This window comes from Amycolatopsis heterodermiae (assembly GCF_034929455.1).
Taxonomy (GTDB): Bacteria; Actinomycetota; Actinomycetes; order Mycobacteriales; family Pseudonocardiaceae; genus Amycolatopsis; species Amycolatopsis heterodermiae.
This window is the reverse complement of the sequence record NZ_JAYFSI010000025.1, coordinates 39,682-56,806: the sequence shown is the minus strand read 5'-3', so window position 1 is coordinate 56,806 and position 17,125 is coordinate 39,682. Positions and strand designations below refer to the sequence as shown.

General features: G+C 71.3%; 14 protein-coding genes. 3 read left to right on the top strand and 11 right to left on the bottom strand.

The genetic code is table 11. From position 1 onward, the window contains the following. Positions 1-9: 9 nt before the first annotated feature. A complete protein-coding gene (locus VA596_RS49460) occupies positions 10-2,019 on the top strand; it encodes a DUF6541 family protein (RefSeq protein WP_323337765.1) in 2,010 nt (669 codons plus the stop codon). 166 nt (positions 2,020-2,185) lie between these two features. Here VA596_RS49460 and VA596_RS49455 read toward each other — a convergent pair whose 3' ends face one another. Next, positions 2,186-3,070, bottom strand: coding sequence for an LLM class flavin-dependent oxidoreductase (locus VA596_RS49455; RefSeq protein WP_323337764.1), 885 nt, complete (start codon positions 3,068-3,070; stop codon positions 2,186-2,188). A gap of 96 nt (positions 3,071-3,166) precedes the next feature. On the opposite strand from VA596_RS49455, the gene VA596_RS49450 reads away from it, so the two are divergent. Next, complete coding sequence (locus VA596_RS49450; protein WP_323337778.1) at positions 3,167-3,967, top strand: HAD family hydrolase; 801 nt, start codon at positions 3,167-3,169, stop codon at positions 3,965-3,967. A gap of 1 nt (position 3,968) precedes the next feature. Here the strand turns inward: VA596_RS49450 and VA596_RS49445 are convergent, their stop codons facing one another. The 3 genes from VA596_RS49445 to VA596_RS49435 all read right to left on the bottom strand — a co-directional run bounded on the left by VA596_RS49445 (position 3,969) and on the right by VA596_RS49435 (position 7,864). Further along, on the bottom strand, positions 3,969-4,700 hold the full coding sequence (locus tag VA596_RS49445; protein WP_323337763.1) for a lysophospholipid acyltransferase family protein: 732 nt from the start codon (positions 4,698-4,700) through the stop codon (positions 3,969-3,971). Positions 4,701-4,769: 69 nt separating this feature from the next. Continuing rightward, entirely contained in the window at positions 4,770-6,203 is a 1,434-nt protein-coding gene (gene wsfD / locus VA596_RS49440) for a glycan biosynthesis hexose transferase WsfD (protein ID WP_323337762.1), read from the bottom strand. Continuing rightward, on the bottom strand, positions 6,200-7,864 hold the full coding sequence (locus VA596_RS49435) for a hypothetical protein (protein WP_323337761.1): 1,665 nt from the start codon (positions 7,862-7,864) through the stop codon (positions 6,200-6,202). The genes wsfD and VA596_RS49435 overlap by 4 nt, the downstream gene beginning before the upstream one ends. Before the next feature lie 195 nt (positions 7,865-8,059). On the opposite strand from VA596_RS49435, the gene VA596_RS49430 reads away from it, so the two are divergent. Continuing rightward, positions 8,060-9,943 (top strand): DUF6541 family protein, encoded by a 1,884-nt coding sequence (locus VA596_RS49430; RefSeq protein WP_323337760.1) that lies wholly within the window; start codon positions 8,060-8,062, stop codon positions 9,941-9,943. A 731-nt stretch (positions 9,944-10,674) separates the two neighbouring features. Here the strand turns inward: VA596_RS49430 and VA596_RS49425 are convergent. The 7 genes from VA596_RS49425 to VA596_RS49395 are packed head-to-tail and all read right to left on the bottom strand — an operon-like array spanning position 10,675 to position 17,052. Next, a complete protein-coding gene (locus VA596_RS49425) occupies positions 10,675-11,658 on the bottom strand; it encodes a lysylphosphatidylglycerol synthase transmembrane domain-containing protein (RefSeq protein ID WP_323337759.1) in 984 nt (327 codons plus the stop codon). Between the two features lie 12 nt (positions 11,659-11,670). Then, a complete protein-coding gene (locus VA596_RS49420) occupies positions 11,671-12,915 on the bottom strand; it encodes an acyl-CoA reductase (RefSeq protein ID WP_323337758.1) in 1,245 nt (414 codons plus the stop codon). Further along, the gene (locus VA596_RS49415; RefSeq protein ID WP_323337757.1) at positions 12,912-13,964 is read right to left on the bottom strand and encodes a LuxE/PaaK family acyltransferase; all 1,053 of its coding nucleotides are present in this window, start codon (positions 13,962-13,964) and stop codon (positions 12,912-12,914) included. The genes VA596_RS49420 and VA596_RS49415 overlap by 4 nt, the downstream gene beginning before the upstream one ends. Next, positions 13,961-15,355: an AMP-binding protein gene (locus VA596_RS49410; protein ID WP_323337756.1), complete on the bottom strand. Its 1,395-nt coding sequence runs from the start codon at positions 15,353-15,355 to the stop codon at positions 13,961-13,963. The genes VA596_RS49415 and VA596_RS49410 overlap by 4 nt, the downstream gene beginning before the upstream one ends. Then, a complete protein-coding gene (locus VA596_RS49405; RefSeq protein ID WP_323337755.1) occupies positions 15,352-16,083 on the bottom strand; it encodes an SDR family NAD(P)-dependent oxidoreductase in 732 nt (243 codons plus the stop codon). The genes VA596_RS49410 and VA596_RS49405 overlap by 4 nt, the downstream gene beginning before the upstream one ends. Beyond that, positions 16,076-16,321 carry an acyl carrier protein gene (locus VA596_RS49400; RefSeq protein WP_323337777.1) on the bottom strand — a complete coding sequence of 82 codons (246 nt, stop codon included), beginning with the start codon at positions 16,319-16,321 and terminating at the stop codon, positions 16,076-16,078. Before VA596_RS49400 ends, VA596_RS49405 begins: the two co-directional genes overlap by 8 nt. Positions 16,322-16,332: 11 nt before the next feature. Then, on the bottom strand, positions 16,333-17,052 hold the full coding sequence (locus tag VA596_RS49395) for an acyl-ACP--UDP-N-acetylglucosamine O-acyltransferase family protein (protein WP_323337754.1): 720 nt from the start codon (positions 17,050-17,052) through the stop codon (positions 16,333-16,335). Positions 17,053-17,125 lie beyond the last annotated feature (73 nt).

Sequence of the window (17,125 nt, the reverse complement as noted above, 5' to 3'; positions counted from 1 at the left end):
TGGAAAGCAGTGCCTGCACCCGAGGACTTCTGGAGCTACTTCGCCGCGGTGGCCACCTACGTGGCCGTGCTGGCGATCCCCGGCGGCGTCGTCGGGTGGGCCGCCGGCCTGCGCGGCTGGGCCCTCGCGGGGCTCGCGCCGCTGCTCAGCTACGCCATCACCGGCCTGGCCGGGCCCTGGCTGGCGATCGTGCACGTGCCGTACGGCCCGCTGAGCGTCGCCGCCTGCACCCTGCTGCTCGCCGTCGTGCTGTACGGCCTGCGCCGGCTGGCCGTGGCCCGGGGGTGGATGACGCCGGGGGCCGAGGAGCCGCGGGAGCCGTGGACGCGCCGGGCGCACCTGGCCGTCGCCGCCTGCGTCGGGATCGCGACCGCGGTGTCGATCGCCGTGGTGGTGTCCGGCCGCGGCGGCACGACCGCCGTCTTCCAGCGCTGGGACACCGTCTTCCACGCGAACGGCATCCGGTACATCGCCGAGACCGGTGACGGCTCGCTGACCGGCATGGGCACGCTGAACTGGTACCCCGACGGCTCCTTCTACCCGAACGCCTACCACCTGGTCGGCGCCCTGGTCTACCAGCTCTCCGGGACGTCGATCCCGGTGACGCTCAACGCGGTCACGATGCCGATCGCCGGGCTGTTCGCCCTGGCCATGGTCGCCCTGGTCCGCCAGCTCGGCGGCCGCGCGGTGTTCGCGGGCTGCGCCGCGCTGGTCGCCGGCGGCGCCACGACCGGCGCGTACGAGTCGGTGTCGAGCGGGCTGCTGCCGTTCGCGCTGGGCATCGTCCTGACGCCGCTGGCCGCGGTCGCGCTGCAGCGGTTCGTGGTCCGGCCGGGGGTCGACACCGGCGCGGTGCTGGCGCTGGGCGCGGTGGGCCTGCTCGCGGCGCACTCGAGCGCGTTGTTCGGCGCGATCCTCTTCGCGTTGCCCCTGGTGGTGCAGCGCTGGTACCGGGCGCTGCGCGGCCGTCGCGTCGACGGCGTCCCCGAGGGCAAGGCCGCCTGGCGGGTCGTGGGCGGCGACGTGCTGAAGATGATCCCGGTGATGCTGGGGGCCGGCCTGCTGGCCGCGCCGCACATCCTGGGCGCGATCACCTTCACGTCCGGGTCGTACCCGTACCACCCGTGGGGCTCGCACATGCCGGTGTGGAAGGCCCTGGCCATGCTGGCGACGTTCAAGCAGGTGCTGCCGGTGCCGCAGATCTGGCTCACGGTGTTCCTGGCGCTCGGCGCGCTCACGCTGGTCGCGCTGCGGCGGATGCGCTGGGTGATGCTCTCGGCGCTGGGCCTGTCGGCGTTGTTCGTCGTCGTCGCGTGCTTCGGCGGCGAAGACTGGGTGATCTCGCTGTCGCGGCCCTGGTGGAACGACCGGTTCCGGCTGATGGCGCTGGCGGCGATCCCGATGTGCCTGATCGCGGCGCACGGCATGAGCGAGGCCCAGCGGTGGCTGGCGAAGGTCGCGACCGGACGCGCCTGGGTGCGCGCGCGGCCGTGGCTGACCGGCCGGGTCGGGCTGGCGACGGCGGTGCTGATCGTGGTCGCGATGGGCGTGCTGACCGGCGGGTTCTACCGCGCGGCCAACGCCAAGACGGTCTCGCTGCTCTACTACAACGGCCTGCCCGGCGAGGTGGTCCCGCCGGTCAGCCAGGACGAGATCGACGCGATGGACCGCCTGGGCGAGCTGGGCATTCCCGGCGACCAGAAGGTGCTCAACGACCGCCTCGACGGCACCGCCTGGATGTACGCGCTGACCGGCGTGCACCCGGTGGCCGCCCACTACGACGCCGGCGCGGTGAACCCCGACGCCGTCTACATGGCGGTGCACTTCCGCGACTACGACACCGACCCCCGGGTCCGCGCGGTGACGCGGGAGCTGAACGTGCACTACGTGCTGGTCGGCAGCGGCACCATCCGCCGGGACACGCCGATCGCGCCGGGCCTGCAGAAGCTGGACGGGCTCGATTTCGTGACCGTCGTCTACCGGAACCCGGGCGCGGTCATCTACCGGATCACCAAGTAGCCGGTTCGACGCAAGACAAAGCCCTCGTGGCCGCGGCGCCCCGTGCCGCGGCCACGAGGGCCTCCCGTCCCCCAACCACCCCCGGGGTGATCCTTGACGTCTGCTGTGAAGGACGCCTCAGGGACGGCAATCGGTTTCCCGACCAGGCAGATGTCACCCGTTCGGCCTAGTCCTTCAGCTTCGGCAGGACGTCGTTCGCCACCTGCTCCAGCACCGACTCGTGTCCCTCGTACGGCGACGACGAGCGCGGCCAATGCGAGATAACGTCGGTGAAACCCAGCTCGCCCGCGCGGCCCACGGCGTCGCGGAAGGCCTCCACGCTGCTCAGCGAGTACACCGGGCACGCGTCCAGGCTGAGGTGGCGCTGGATGCCCGCCCGCTCGCGGCCGACGGCGTCGAGCCGCTGGTCGAAGACCTCGGTGAGTTCCTTGATGCCGCGCCACCAGTCGTCGGCGGTCTCGCCGCCCTTGCCGGTGGTCACCCAGCCCGCGCCGAAACGGGCCGCGAGGGTCATCGTGCGCGGGCCGTTCGCCGCGACCACGAAGGGCAGCCGCGGCCGCTGGACGGTGCCCGGTAGGTTCCGGGCGCCGCGAGCCTTGTAGTACTCGCCGTCGAAGTCGAACTTGTCGGTCATCAGGAGCCCGTCGAGCGCCTCGACGAACTCGGTGAAGCGGTCGGCGCGCTGCTTCGCCGTCAGCTCCGGCGCGTCGAGCACCTCGCCGTCGTAGTGCTGGTGGGTGACGCCCGCCCCGACGCCGAGGATGAACCGGCCGTCCGAGACGTCGTCGAGGGTGGTCAGCTCACGCATGAACGGCACGGGGTGCCGCGCGACCGGCGAGGCCACGAACGTGCCGAGCCGGATACGGGACGTCACCATCGCCGCCGCGGTCAGGGTGGGGACCGCGGAGAACCAGGGGCCGTCGACCAGGTTGCGCCAGCCCAGGTGGTCGTACGTCCAGGCGTGGTCGAAGCCGTATTCCTCGGCGGCCCGCCACTTCGGCTCGGCCGCCCACCAACGATCTTCCGGAAGAATCACGATGCCTACTCGCACACTGCCGGACGCTATCGTCACCCACCGACAATCGCACGGACGGGCGGGGCCCCACCCGAACGTGTCAGGGACAATGGCGGGGTGGAGAGACCCCTTCTGATCGCGTCCGACGTCGACGGCACCCTGCTCGGCCCCTCCGAATCCCTCAGCGCCCGCACCATCGCGACCGTCCGCCGGGTGGTCGACGCGGGCGTGCCGTTCGTGCTGGCCAGCGGCCGGCCGCCGCGCTGGATCGCGCCGATCGCGCGGCCGCTCGAGCTGACCGGGTACGCGGTGTGCGCCAACGGCGCCGTCCTCTACGACTGCGGTGCCGAAGAGATCGTCGAGGTCCACGGCCTGCTCGAACCGGCCCTGCTGCACGACATCGCGAGCGCGCTGGACAAGGCGCTCCCGGGCTGCCGGCTCGCCTCGGAGCGCGTCGCCACCGGCGCGGTCGACCACGACATGCGCAACTTCGTGATCGAGCCGGACTACCACAACCCGTGGGGCGACGGCGAAGGCCGCACCGGCCCGCGCGCCGAGGTGCTCGGGCACCCGGCGATCAAGCTGCTGGTCAGCCACCGCGGCATGACGTCCGAAGAGATGGCGAGCGCGGTGAACTCGCTGTTCGACCGCGACGTCGACGTCACCTACTCGTCGTCGGGCGGGCTGGTCGAGATCGCCGCGCACGGCATCACCAAGGCGACCGGGCTCGCCGACGTCGCCGCGCGCTTCGAGGTCCCGGCCGACCGGGTGATCGCCTTCGGCGACATGCCCAACGACGTCGAGATGCTCAGCTGGGCCGGCCACGGCGTGGCCATGGCGAACGGCCACCAGCAGGTGCTCGACGTCGCCGACGAGGTCACCGGGCCGGCCGGGGACGACGGCGTCGCACAGGTGCTCGAACGCTGGTTCTGAGTCAGGAGCGGCGGTCGAGCTCGACCGCTTCCTCCGGCGTGGGCGCGGTCCCGCCCAGGTGGGCGGGCAGCCACCAGCGTTCCTCGTCGGAGGCCGGCTGGTCCGGGTACTCGGCCTGGGCGCGGTCGACGAGCGCGCTCATCCGGTCGCGCAGCTCCTTCGTCACGACGTCCCAGTCGTCGCCCTTCGCCGGGTGCATCGGCTCGCCGATGAGGATCGAGATCGGCACGTGCCGCCGGGTCAGGTCCTTCGGACGGCCCTTCGTCCAGAGCCGCTGGGTGCCCCACAGGGCCATCGGCACGACCGGGACGTCCGCCGCCGCGGCCATCCGGACGGCGCCCGACTTGATCTCCTTGACGGTGAACGACCGGCTGATCGTGGCCTCCGGGAAGACGCCGACGACCTCGCCGTCCTTCAGCTTCGCGAGGGCCTCGCGGTAGGACGCGAGCCCGGCGGCGCGGTCGACGGGGATGTGGTGCATCCCGCGCATCAGCGGCCCGGCGATCCGGTTGTCGAAGATCTCCTGCTTCGCCATGAAGCGCGTCAGCCGCTTGGCCGGGCGCCCGCCGAGGCCGCAGAAGATGAAGTCCAGGTAGCTCACGTGGTTGCACGCGATGACCGCGCCGCCGGTGCGCGGGATGTGCTCCGCGCCCTCGACCCGGATGCGGTTGTCCAGTACCCGGAACATGGTCCGGGCCGCCGCGATCACGGGCGGGTACACGAAGTCAGCCATCTCGCCAGGTTACGGGACCGTAGGTTACGGACGGCTGTACAGCGGGGAAGAACACAAACCGGGCGAAGCTCACACCGGCCGCACGTCGTCCCGCCGGACGGGAACCGCGAGCACCAGGGCCACCAGCAGCGCGAACAGCGCGACGGACTGGTGCTTGACGCCTTCGATGCCGTCGCCGAGCGCCGCCAGGCCGAACTGCGTCGCCGAGACCGTGAACAGGAACGCCAGCACGACGCCCAGCGCGCTCCGGCGCTGCCACCACGCCCTGGCCAGCACCAGCAGCCACAGCGGCACCAGCGCGAACAGCCCGAGCGGCGCGATCAGCCCGGTCAGCGACGACACGACCGGCACCCGATACTCCTGCGCGTGCGGCGCGAAGCCCGCCGACTGGTCGAAGCTGCCGAGGTAGTCCGGCCGGGCGGTGAGCTGGTCGGTCGCGGCGCGGTTCAGCACCTCGAGCGTCCGCCCGGGGTGGCTCGCGAAGTAGCCGATGACGTTCGCGCGGTCCATCTTGTCGCGGTAGCGCGGGTAGAGCGGGTCGATCCGCACCGGGTGCGGGTGCCACCAGCCGTTGCCCGCGTACTGCGCGAACGACGGCGGCAGGCCGAGCGCCGCGAGGTCGGCCTGGGTGTCGTGCTTGCCGTCGACGATGTTCAGGAAGATCGAGTTGACCATGTTGATCTCGCGCGAGTCGTCGCCGGGCAGCTCGGCGAGCGTGCCTTCGGGCGTGACGGCGGGCTGGACGGTCTGCTGCGCGTACAGCGTGACGGCCCCGAGCGCGCCGATGGCCAGCACGGCCGCGGCCCACCGCCGGGCCCCGCGCAGCGTGCCCGGCCGCACCAGCAGGATCGCGACCACCAGGATCGGCAGGATGGTCAGCGTCTGGACCTTGGCGTTGACGGCCAGGACACCGCCGGCGAGCGTCACGGCCATGCCGGCGTAGCTCCACCGGCCCTCGCGCGCGGTGAGCAGCAGGCCACCGGCGATCAGCAGCAGCCCGAGGAAGGCCGCGCCTTCGCCGAGCACCGCCGCGAAGTACCCGAAGACCGCCGAATCGGCGACGACCAGCAGCAACCCGGCCGCCACGGCCAGCCGCGCCCGGCGCCGGTACGGCAGGCCCAGCACGATCGCGGTGATGGCGGCAGCGGCGATCAGGCTGCTCAGCAGACCCAGGACGACCAGGCTCAGCGTCGTGGGGAACCCGAAGACCCCGGCGAGCCGGACGGCCAGATCGGCGAGCCAGCTCTGCGTCAGCAGGTAGGTGGGCTGACACGGCGGCACGCCGGGCGGGGCGCTGTAGGCGAGGTGGATGAACGGCTCGGGCCCGCCGTGCCAGGTGATGCCGGCGCCGCACAGCACCCGCAGGCCGTCGCCGTTGTTGGACATCGCGATCGGGCGCGGCACCAGGAACCGCACCACGAACAGGCCGAACGCCGCCACGAAGACCCCGATCCCGAGCGCGGCTTCGGTGCTCAGCCGCTGCTTCGGGACGTCGAGTTTCACGTGGGACAGGGTACGTAGCGGAAGTCCGGGTCCTTGTCGAGGTCGTCGACCACGATCCTCGCCTGCTCCGTCCGCGGGTAGACGGCGACCCAGTACGGCGTGCCGACGCGGCGGAAGGTGGCGACCTCGTACTGGCCCGCGTAGACCGGGTCGATGGTGCAGCGCTGGCTGTCCGCGTAACCGCTGTCGGCCGGGACCGCGACGGTCGGGCGCCGGCTGTTGACGACGTAGTCGTAGTCGGTGGCGAACCCTCCGTCGTGGCGCCCGTCGTGGGCGATGTGCTCGTCGGTGCGGCCGAGGACGTCGACGATGAGCAGCTGCCCGCCGCGGGCGGACAGGGCGCCCGGGGCGGCGGCGCTGACCACCGAACCCGGCGGCAGGTACGTGCCGAGCCAGCCGCCGATCTCGGTGAGCTGGGTGCCGTAGGTGTGCCAGTCGCGCACCCGGCCGAGCATGTCGGGGCTGAACACCGAGACGAGCACGGCGATCCCGGCCAGGCCGCAGGCGGTCACTGGGACCAGCCGCGTGCCGGTGGGCCATACCCGCGGCCGCGGCGACGGCTTCACCTCGACGTCCGCCGTCAGCACGCCGTACGCCGCGACGGACCCCACGGCGAGCAGCGGCGGCACCGCGGCCAGCAGCCGCCACGACGGACCGGCGTCGCCGCCCGACACCACGGCGGCGGCCGCGAGCCCGGCCGCCATGGCGAACAGCAGCCAGATCAGGGCGCGGGATTCGAGCGCGGCGCCGGCCGAGCGACGCAGCAGCAACGCGACGGCGGCGACCAGGCCGAGCAGCAGGAAACCCTGGTGCGCCAAGGCGAACCCGGACAGGTAGGGCCAGCCACCGGCGACCTGCGCGCCGAACGGGCCACCGAGCTTGGCGGCCACCGGGGCGGGCAGGTAGTGCTGGTAGAAGGTCAGCCGCCAGGCCAGCCGGGGAATCAGGAACACCAGCGCGCCCAGCGTGTAGCCCGCCGGGGCCCACCAGGTGTGCTGCTTCTTGACGGCGGCGCCGGCCAGCCACAGGCCGCCCAGCACCCCGACGACCAGGCCTTCCGGGCTGGTCATCACGGCGAACGCGACGAGCACTCCGGCCACGACCGGGCGGCGCGCCGCGAGCGAGTAACAGACGGCGAGGACGAGGAGCACGAACAGCGGCACCTCGGAACCGGACGCCCCGTAGACGGCGAGCCCGCCGGCGGCCGCTGTGAGCACCGCGGCGGCGATGCCGATCGCCGGCCGCGGCTCGGCACCCTCCGGTGCGGCGGCGGCAACAATCCGGTTCGCGAGGAAGTAGGAAAGCAACACGCAACCGAGCGCCGAGAGAATCCCGAACGCGACGGCGGTCGATTGCACGTCGGCGCCGAATGCGGCACGCGGAAGGGCGATCAGCACCAACCAGAAGAAGTTCGTATAACCCTCGACGCGTTCACCGGGGTTGAAGACCGGCCCGTTGCCGTCGGCGATGTTCACCGCGTACCGGAACGAAACGAGCGCGTCTTCGGTGACGGTGGCGAACAGCAGTTGGTGAAGCAGGGAAAGGCCGAGTGTGAGCGCGAGCACCACACCGCGCCAGCCGCGATCGGTGCCCAGGCGGCCCCAGGTCAGCACCACGATCGCGGCGAGCACCAGCCACGCCACCACGAGCGCGTAAACCACCCGGCCCCCTCACTTCGCCACCCCAGCCGGCCCCGCCAGGTTATCGGTCATCGGGTGGCGAACCACGGGTCAATATAACCCGATCGGGTGGCTCTTCCGACGGTTGAAGTGACGACCCCGGAATTACGGGCAAAAAGCCTGATCAGAGCCTTGGCCCGAACTGCCGGTCCGGCCGTTGTCGGCTTAGTCTCCAGCGTGCTCTCCGTCGCCGTCGCCATTGTCGTCATCGCCGTGCCGGGCCTCGTAACCGGTTTCGCGGCGGGGCTGCGCGGCTGGGCCCTGGCCGGGCTGACGCCGTTGCTGAGCTACGCCATCGGTGGCCTGACCGGACCGTGGACCGCCGCGGTCGGCTGGTCGTTCACGCCGCTGACCTACGCGCTGTCGACCGTCGTGTTCGCGGCGATCGCCTTCGGTGTCCGGAAGCTGACGGTCCGCAGGTGGGCACCGGAGCCCGAACCGGGCCTGTGGGCGCGGCGCGGGCACCTCGCGGTGGTGGCGTGCCTGCTGTTCGCGTCCGCGGTCGGCGTCTACGCGACCCTGCTCGGCCTGGGGCACATCGGCGCGCTGCCGCAGGGGTTCGACGCCGTCTACCACGGGAACGCCGTCCGCTACATCGCCGACACCGGCGACGGCAGCCTGTTCGGCACCGGCCACGTGAACTGGTACGGCGACGCGCCGCCGGTGTTCTACCCCAACGCGTACCACCTGCTGGCAGCCGTGACGTACCGGCTGAGCGGGACGTCGATCCCGGAGACGCTGGACGCGAACACGGTGTTGCTGCCAGGCCTGCTCGCGCTGTCGCTGGTGACGCTGGTGCGCGAGTTCCGCGGCCGCGCGGTGCTGGCCGGCGCGGTCGCGCTGACGGCGGTGGCGCCGGTGATGGGCGTCTACGAGTCGATGGAGCGCGGGCCGCTGCTGCCATTCGCGCTGGGGCTGACGCTGACGCCGCTGGGTGCGGTGGCGCTGCGGCGGTACCTGGAGCGCGTCGCGCCCGACACCGGGCTGGTGCTGGTGCTGGCCGCGGTCGGGCTGCTGTGCGTCCACTCGTCGACGCTGTTCGGCGGCGTCCTGTTCGCCGGCCCGCTGCTGGTGCAGCGCTGGCTCGGCGGCTGGCGCCGGATCGGCCGTGACCTGCTGGCGCTGCTGCCGATCGCGGCGGTGTCGCTGCTGGTGGCGTGGCTGCAGCTGTTCGGGGCGCTCGGCCTGGCGAACAGCGCGGTGCCGTACTACGGCTGGCCGAGCGAGTGGCGCGCGACGACGGCGCTGGGCGCGCTGCTCGGGTTCCAGCACCAGGAGGCGCACCCGCAGATCTGGCTGTCGGCGGCCCTGTTCCTGGGGATCGTGTTCTTCACGCGGGCGGGCGCGCTGCGCTGGATCGGCCTGACGGCGGCGGTAACGGGCCTGGCGTACATGGCGGTGGCGTCGTCGAACGCACCGATCGTGATGGCGCTGTCGAGGCCGTGGTGGGACGACCCGTACCGCTTCTTCGCAATGGCGGCGATCCCGCTTTGTGTCCTGGCCGCCCACGGCCTGGCTTCGACGCAGGCCTGGCTGTGCTCTCGTATCCCCCGGCTGCCGGCGGTGGCGGTCGCGGTGGTGGTGCTGCTGGGGTTCGTGCTGCTGTCCAACGGCCTGTACTACCGCTCCAACGGCGCCCGCGTGTCCACCGGCTACCAGGCCGCGGACCCGTCGAAGCTGCGGGTGACACCGGGCGAGGCGGCGGCGATGGAGGAACTGGGCAGGCTGGCGAAGCCGGGCGAGTGGGCGATGAACGACCGCTTCGACGGAACGGCGTGGACGTACGCCCTGTCGGGCGTCCGCACGGTGGCCGCCCACTTCGACGAGACCTTCCCACCCTCGGACGCAATCCTCCTGGCGAACCACTTCCGCGACTACGCGACGGACCCCTCGGTGCGGGCGGCGGTGCAGCGGCTGAACGTGCACTGGGTGATCTTGGGCAAGCCGTCGACGGAGCCGGACAAGCCGTACCAGCCGGGGCTGATCGGGCTGGCCGGGGAGCCGTTCCTGCGGGAGGCGTGGCACAACTCGGACTCGGTGATTTATCGACTCCAGCCCTGAGGGTCCGGATCGGCTGGGTTCACCGACGGCGGTTGGCGTTCGCGAGTCGGCTTCGGATCCGCCTGCGGTGGCGTGGGCACCCCCGCGCAGCAGGTTGCGCTTCGGGTCAGAGCGGACGCGAACCCGCCTCGACGTCGGCCACGTTCCGCGATCATCTGTAGCGCTGCGAAGTCGACTTCGCCGGGAATCGTCCGCCGGGAGGCTCCGAGAAGCGCGGCCTGTGGTGCCGCCGTGGCCGAGGCCCGGCGAATACTCCCCCGCCTTCCCCGCGCCGGTGGATCGCGCGGGCGCCATCGCTGACCTCGAGTGGCGGACGGGGAGGTCGTCTCAGCGGTCCGACTAGCGCGGCCGTGACGCGAGCCGGGCTCTACGACGACCGCGGTTCTTTCTGAGCGAGGCCCGACGGGAACGCGCGCCCCGGTCTGACCCACCCGGCCTGGCCGAGCACGGCCGGCAGTTCACCGCTGACCGACCGTGGAAGCCTGCTCGTTGCGGGCCTGGCTGGACCTGCCGCAAAGGCGATTTCGGGCCGAGTTGTCCACATGTGCGCAGAGCCTGTGGACAACTTGGGTACAAGGCTGTGGGCAGTTGCCCGATCGGGCGAAATCGGGGTGGATTGCCGTGACAGCACCGAAAGTGTGCTTGCGTCACGGTGACGAAAGGGGACGGTTGCGGCGCTGTGGGTGGACCAGGCGGCCTAGTTGTCCACAGGCCAAGAGTGAATCGGCAGGTCAGGCCGGTGCCGCGGTCTTGCCGCGCACCGAGCGGGCCGCCAGGGCCGCGCCGCCCGCTGTCAGGAGGTCGGCGACCGTGAACATCACCCGGGAGGCCACCGCGAACGCCGTGGCCTGGCCGACCGTCAGGCCACTCGCCGTCAGGACCGCTACCTGGGCCACCTCGCGGACGCCGACGCCGCTGGGGAGGATGAACGCGAACGTGCCCACGGTCATCGCCACCGCCATCGCGCCGACGCACAGCACGAAGCCGCTGAAGCCGGGGGTGCCGACCGAGTTCGCCAGGAGCCACAGGTGGATGCCCTGTAGGCACCAGGCGGCGGTCGAAGCGCCGAAGACCTTGCCGATGACCTTCCAGGTCAGCGGGTGCGCCAGCGGCGGGCGGCGCAGGATCTTCAGGACCAGCGACGTGCCCCACGTCAGGATCTTCGGGTGCAGCATCGCCAGGCCGACCGGGATCAGCACGAACAGCCACAGCGCGCGCGGGCTGTTGCTGAACACCGCCGGGGCCGCCAGCAGCGACACGACCAGCGCCGACACCACGCCGACGCCGAGCTGGATCAGGGAGCCCGTGAAGATCCGGGCGCGGGCCAGGCCCGCCTTGCGGCCCAGCTCCATCTGCAGCAGGTACGCCCAGACCGAGCCGGGCACGTACTTGCCGAGCGAGCCGACCAGGCAGATCTGCGCGCCGCGGGCGTAGCCGATCGGCTTGCCCAGGTCGTCGACCATCACCTGCCAGCCCCAGGTGGACACCATGATCGCCGCGACCAGCGCGACCAGGCTCAGCAGCGACGACTGCCACGCCACGTCGTGCAGGGTCCGCCAGAACTCACCCCAGTTCGACGCGAGCTGCTTCGCCGCGAAGCCGATGACCAGCAGGATCGCGACCCACCTGACGACGTCGAGGATCTTCGCCTTGGTGGACTTCGGCTGCTTCTTGGCAGCCGGCGTCTCCCACTCCGGCGACTCCAGTGTCGTCATCGACGTATCTCCTCAGGCCTGCACGGTGACCAGGCGGCTGAACTCGGCCAGCAGATCGTAACCGTCCCAGACCGCGGAGAAGGTCAGAGCGGAGCCGAACGGCACGATCCGGTCGACTCCGCGACCGGCCAGCTCGTACGCGAACGCCGTGAGCTCTTCCGTGGTAAAGCCGAACTGGCCGACCGTCTGGTCCTTGCGCAGGACGATCGGGACCAAATCGGACAGAGAGTCGACCTGGGCGTTCGCGAAGGTGCCGGCGCCGAGCCACTCACGCGGCATCACCGCCGAGTCGGTCAACTCCAAGGTGGCCAGGCCGTTGCCCTCGAACGCGATCTCCTTGACCAGCCCGTCGACCGCCGCGCCGTACGCCGAGACGCGCTTCTGGACCGCCATCGCGGGCTCCGTGACGTGCTGTTTCGCCACCAGCACCTCGGCGAGCAGGGTGCGGAACTCCTGGCCCGCGACACGCGCGCCGTCGGCGTCGCCGACCCAGAACACCGCGCGCGGGGACGAGCAGGCGGCCTGGTCGAACCAGTACGAGTCGTTGTAGAAGCCCTCGGCGGCCGCGCGACGCTGGTCCGAGGACGCCCGCTGCCAGCCCGCCACCGAGGCGACGGCGAACGACGAGCGGTCCGGGAACGTCAGGTCACGCGCGTGCGGCGCGAGCGGGTACTGGCGCAGGGCGGCGACCGAGCCGTCGCCACCCCAGATGACGCGCAGGTCGGCGGCCAGCGACAGGGCGCCGCTCACCTCGTCGCTGCGGTCGTAGGTGACCATCCGCTGGGTGGCGGTGATCGCCGCCGCCGTGTCGGGGTCCACTTCGGACAGTGCGGCGTTCAGCGCCTCCAGCACCGCCTCCGCGGCACCGGCCGAGCGCGACGACACCCGCACGACGTTGTGGTTGCCCGCCAGCGCGGACAGCGCCCAGGAGTAGACGAAGATCGTGTCGACGTTCGCCGGCGGCACGTGGAACACGAGCCCGCGCGGGAACCGCAGCGCGCCGCCTGCGGTGTCCAAAGTGGACAGCGCCTTGGCGATCTCGCCCTTGCGCAGGAAGAACCCGAGGGACGCCAGCTCCGGGAACCGGCGCGCGGTGGCCGGGGCCAGCAGCTTGCGCGCGAACTTCGTGATGAACTCGACGACCCGCGGGTCACCGACGCGCAGCCGGCCGCCCGGCGGCGACGCGCGCAGCTCGTCGACCAGGTCGGTCACGGCAACGGAAGGAGCAACGGGAAAGCGCTGGGTAAGGGTGCTCACGCCGCCGCTCCCGAGAACGTGTCGGAGCAGCCGCGGGCCTCGGCCTTCGGCAGCCGCCCGAGGACGGAGAAGTGCTTGCCCGGCCAGTCGCCGTCGTCGATCCCGTTGCAGACACCGAGGTCTTCGGTCAGCAGCACGTGCCCGGGGTAGGACCGCGGCAGCGTCGAGACGACCTCGATCACGCCCGGCTCCCCCACCGGCTGCTCTTCCCAGGTTTCCGGGTTGCGGATCACGACGTCGGCGAAGTCCGGGCAGTACAGCGAATTCCCGGACGGGCCTTCGAGGAACACGGTGCCGATCTGCTCGATCATCCCGTAGTAGTTGTGGATCCGGGTGAGCCCGGTGTCCTCCTTGAACCGCCGCCGGAACTCGGTGTTGTCCACGGCGCGGTCGATCAGCTTCTTCCAGCCACCGCTGTGGATGAGGATGCCGTTCGACAGGTCGAGCCCGTGGTCGCGCGCGACCTCGTAGAGGTACTGCCAGACCATGAACGTGAAGCCGAAGATCAGGAACGGCCGGTCGCCGTACTCGGCCAGGAACTTCTTGACGGCCTCGACGTCCGGCCGGTCGTTCTCGTCGAGCACGTACGTGTGCTTGCGGCCGAAGTTCGCCATGCCCAGCACCCCCGCACCGCGTGCGGAGAACGAGCGGCGGTTCTTGATGATGCCGATGGTGTCGACCATCAGCATCGGCAGCCGCTCACCGCCGAGGACCTCCTGCAGGGTCGCGCCGAGTTGCTTGGTCTGCGCGCCCGCCGCCTCCTTGTCCAGGTAGATCCGCGACGCGCCGGCGCCGGTGGTGCCGGACGACGTGAGGGTCTTGAACACCTCGCTGTCCGGGACGGACTTCAGGTCGTGCGTCTTGAACATCCGCACGGGCAGCCAGGGCAGGTCGGCGATCGTGGCGAAGGACGCGGATGGTGCGATTCCCAGCGACGACAGGATCCGCTCGTAACCCTCGGAATTCGCCCGATGGTGGGACGTCAGAGAAGCGAGCTCGGGCAGCAGCAAGGCTTCCCGGTCGGCCTGCGACCGAGTGAACACGCTCATACCTTCGCCTCCAACGACCGGTAGTCGATCTTGCCGCTGGCCAGCAGCGGCACGGTTTCGATCGGGCGCACGTCGAACCCGCTCGTGTGCAGGTGCAGCCGCTCGGACAGCGCCTTCGACGCGTCCTTGCAGATGTCCTTGTCCACGCCCTCGGCGAACAGCACGACCTTGTCGCCGGCGGGCACGGCCGCCACGACGTCGATCCCGACCGCCGCGGTGCGCACGGCCTGCTCGAGATCGTCGAGGCTGACGCGGTTGCCGAACACCTTGCCGATGCGCTTGAGCCGCCCGGTGATGAACAGGAACCCGTCCTGGTCGAGGTACCCGAGGTCACCGGTGGCGAGCACACCGCCGTATTCGTCGCCCTTGGCCAGGCCGGACTCGTCGTCCGCGTAACCCAGCATCACATTGGGCCCACGGTAGACGACCTCACCGACAATTTTCGGGTGCGTGGTCTCCGACCCGTCGTCACGGCGGACGGCGAACGTGCCGCCCGGCAGCGCCGGCCCGGCGGAACCGAGCTTTTCGGCCAGCCGTTCGGCGGGCACCGTCGTCATCCGCGGCGCGGCCTCGGTCTGGCCGTACATGACGTACATCCGGCCGCCGACGGCGATCATCTTGTCGTTGAACTCGGTGATCAGCTCGTCGCGCAGCTTCCCGCCGGCCTGCGTCAGCGTGCGCAGCGTCGGGTACTTCGCGGGGTCGAACTTGAGCCGTCGCAGCATTTCGTAGTGGTACGGGACGCCCGAGAGGGATGTCACGCCGTAGGTGTTCACCGCGTCCCAGAAGCCACGGCCGAGCACGCCGGACGGCTCGATCACGACGGTCGCGTCGCGCACCAGGTGCGAGTTCAGCACCGACAGGCCGTAGCTGTAGTGCAGCGGCAGGCAGGTGGGCGCGACCTCGCCGGAGTCGATGTGCAGCACCTGCGCGATGGCGTCGGCGTTGGAGAGGATCGCCTGGCGCGAGAGCCGGACGAGCTTCGGGTTGCCGGTGGACCCGCTGGTCGGCAGCAACACGGCCAGGTCGGGGTGCGGTGTGACGCCCTCGGCGCTCGAGCGGATCCAGTCGGAACCGCGCGTGACGTACCCGGCGGGTGCGTCGCCCGAAGCGGACAGCACCGCCGCCGGACGGAAGCGTTCGACGAGCCCGGCGAGCACGTCGACGTCCAGTGCCGGGTCGATCAGCGCGATCGCCCGCCGCGTCTCGAACGCGCCGAGGTAGGTCAGCACGCTGGGCAGGTCCACCGACATCCGCGCGAACACGACGCCGACGGGCAGCGAAGCCAGCTCTTCCATCCTGCGGCCGACCTCGGCCGACAGTTCCGCCCCCGCCAGCGTGCGGCCCCCGGCCACATCGACCAGCCGGGCTCCCGCACCCAACAGCGTCACAACACCAAGCCTCCGTCGACGCCCAGCACCTGGCCGGTGATGAAGGACGCTTCATCACTCACCAGGAACCGGATCGCGTTCGCCACGTCCTCCGCCCGGCCGAGCCGCCCGAGCGGCGTCTTGCCGGCGTTCTCGGCCTTCGCGTCCTCGCTCAGGCCCGCGGTCAGGTCGGTCTCGATCACGCCGGGCGCGACCGCGTTGACCCGGATCCCGGACCGGCCGAGCTCCTTCGCCGCCGAGCGCGCGATGTTCGCCACCGCTGCCTTCGACGCCGCGTACACCGTCTGGCCGGCGCTGCCGTACTCGCCGACGATCGAGGCGAGCACCACGATCGAGCCGGTCTTCTTGCGCATCATCGCCCGCGCGGCGGCCTGCACGGTGTGCAGCGTGCCGGCGACGTTCGTGCTCAACGTCGTGTCGACGAGTTCCTCGCGGATCATCCCGAGGAGCGCGTCCTCCATGATCCCGGCGTTCGCCACGACGATGTCGAGCCGTCCGTGCTCCTTCGCGACGCCCCTGACCAGCGAAGACACCGCCTTCGCGTCGGTGACGTCGAGCGCGAGCCCCGCCGCGGCGCCGGCCGCCGAAGCAGCCTCCTTGGCGCGAGCCTCGTCGCGGCCGGTGAGGACCACCGTCGCGCCCGCATCCACCAAAGCGCGGACGGTGGCCAGGCCGATCCCCCGCGTCCCGCCCGTGACGAGCGCGACGCGACCGGACAGATCAGTCATTCTTCGACTGGAGCTCGGTGACCATGTCCACGGCGACCTTGAAGCTCGACATGTCGATGACCTGGTCGGTGTCGAACTCGACGTCGAACTCGTCCTCGATGGCCGCGACCAGCGCCATGTGGCCGACCGAGTCCCACGCCTCGAGGTCGCGGTACTTCAGGTTCTCGACGTCCACGCCGTCCTCGAGGTCCAGCGCCTCGACGAAGACCTCGCGCAGCTTGGGGGCGACATCCGACATAGCCATGACTCCTAGTGTTCCTCGCGCGGGCGGGCGTCCCACGCCTTGACCAAGGTAGAGAGGTCGCCGGGCAGGGTGTTGTCCGGGAGCCCCGCCTTGCCCTTCAGCCAGGGCCCGAGCGCTTCGATGGTCTCCTCGTCGACGCCGCGGCGCGACAGGCCCACCACGTTGACGCCGGTGACCCGCGCCGGGTTGCCGACGGCGATGGTGAACGCGCCCACCTCGCGGCGCACCGCCGAGGCCATCCCGACCATCGCGCCGGGGCCGACCACGACCTTCTGGTGCAGCACCGCGCCCATGCCGAGGTTCGCGCCGTCCCAGATGTGGCAGTGGCCACCGGTCACGACGTTGGACGCGATCGTCACGGCGTCGCCGACCAGGCAGTCGTGCGCGATGTGGGAGCCGCGCAGGTAGTAGCCGTCGCTGCCCATCGTCGTGGCGCGCCAGGTGCCCTGGTGGACGCTCACGTACTCGCGGATCCGGTTGCGGCTGCCGATGACGACGCCGTGGCCGTCGTGATCCGGGTCACCGGCCGGCGCCTCGTCCCAGGCGGCCGGGTGGGCGCGGTGACGGTCCTCACCGGGCGTGCCGATCGTCACGTGCGGGCCGATCCAGTTGCCGTCCCCGATCCGCGCCGGCCCGGCGACGACCGTGAACGGCCCGATCACGTTGTCCTCGCCGAGTTCGACGCCTTCGCCGATGACGGCGGTCGGGTGGATGCGGTTGGCCACGGGTCGGGTGTCCGTTCGTCGGCGGCTGGGTACTGGGCGTGCTACCGCGCCCGGTAACGTGTGGCCCGCGTTC

Excerpts from the sequence above, each read along its gene's own strand:
- VA596_RS49445 (WP_323337763.1), bottom strand. The coding sequence starts at position 4,700 with ATGGCTGACTTCGTGTACCCGCCCGTGATCGCGGCGGCCCGGACCATG.
- VA596_RS49425 (WP_323337759.1), bottom strand. The coding sequence starts at position 11,658 with ATGACGACACTGGAGTCGCCGGAGTGGGAGACGCCGGCTGCCAAGAAG.
- VA596_RS49415 (WP_323337757.1), bottom strand. The coding sequence starts at position 13,964 with ATGAGCGTGTTCACTCGGTCGCAGGCCGACCGGGAAGCCTTGCTGCTG.
- VA596_RS49405 (WP_323337755.1), bottom strand. The coding sequence starts at position 16,083 with ATGACTGATCTGTCCGGTCGCGTCGCGCTCGTCACGGGCGGGACGCGG.
- VA596_RS49400 (WP_323337777.1), bottom strand. The coding sequence starts at position 16,321 with ATGTCGGATGTCGCCCCCAAGCTGCGCGAGGTCTTCGTCGAGGCGCTG.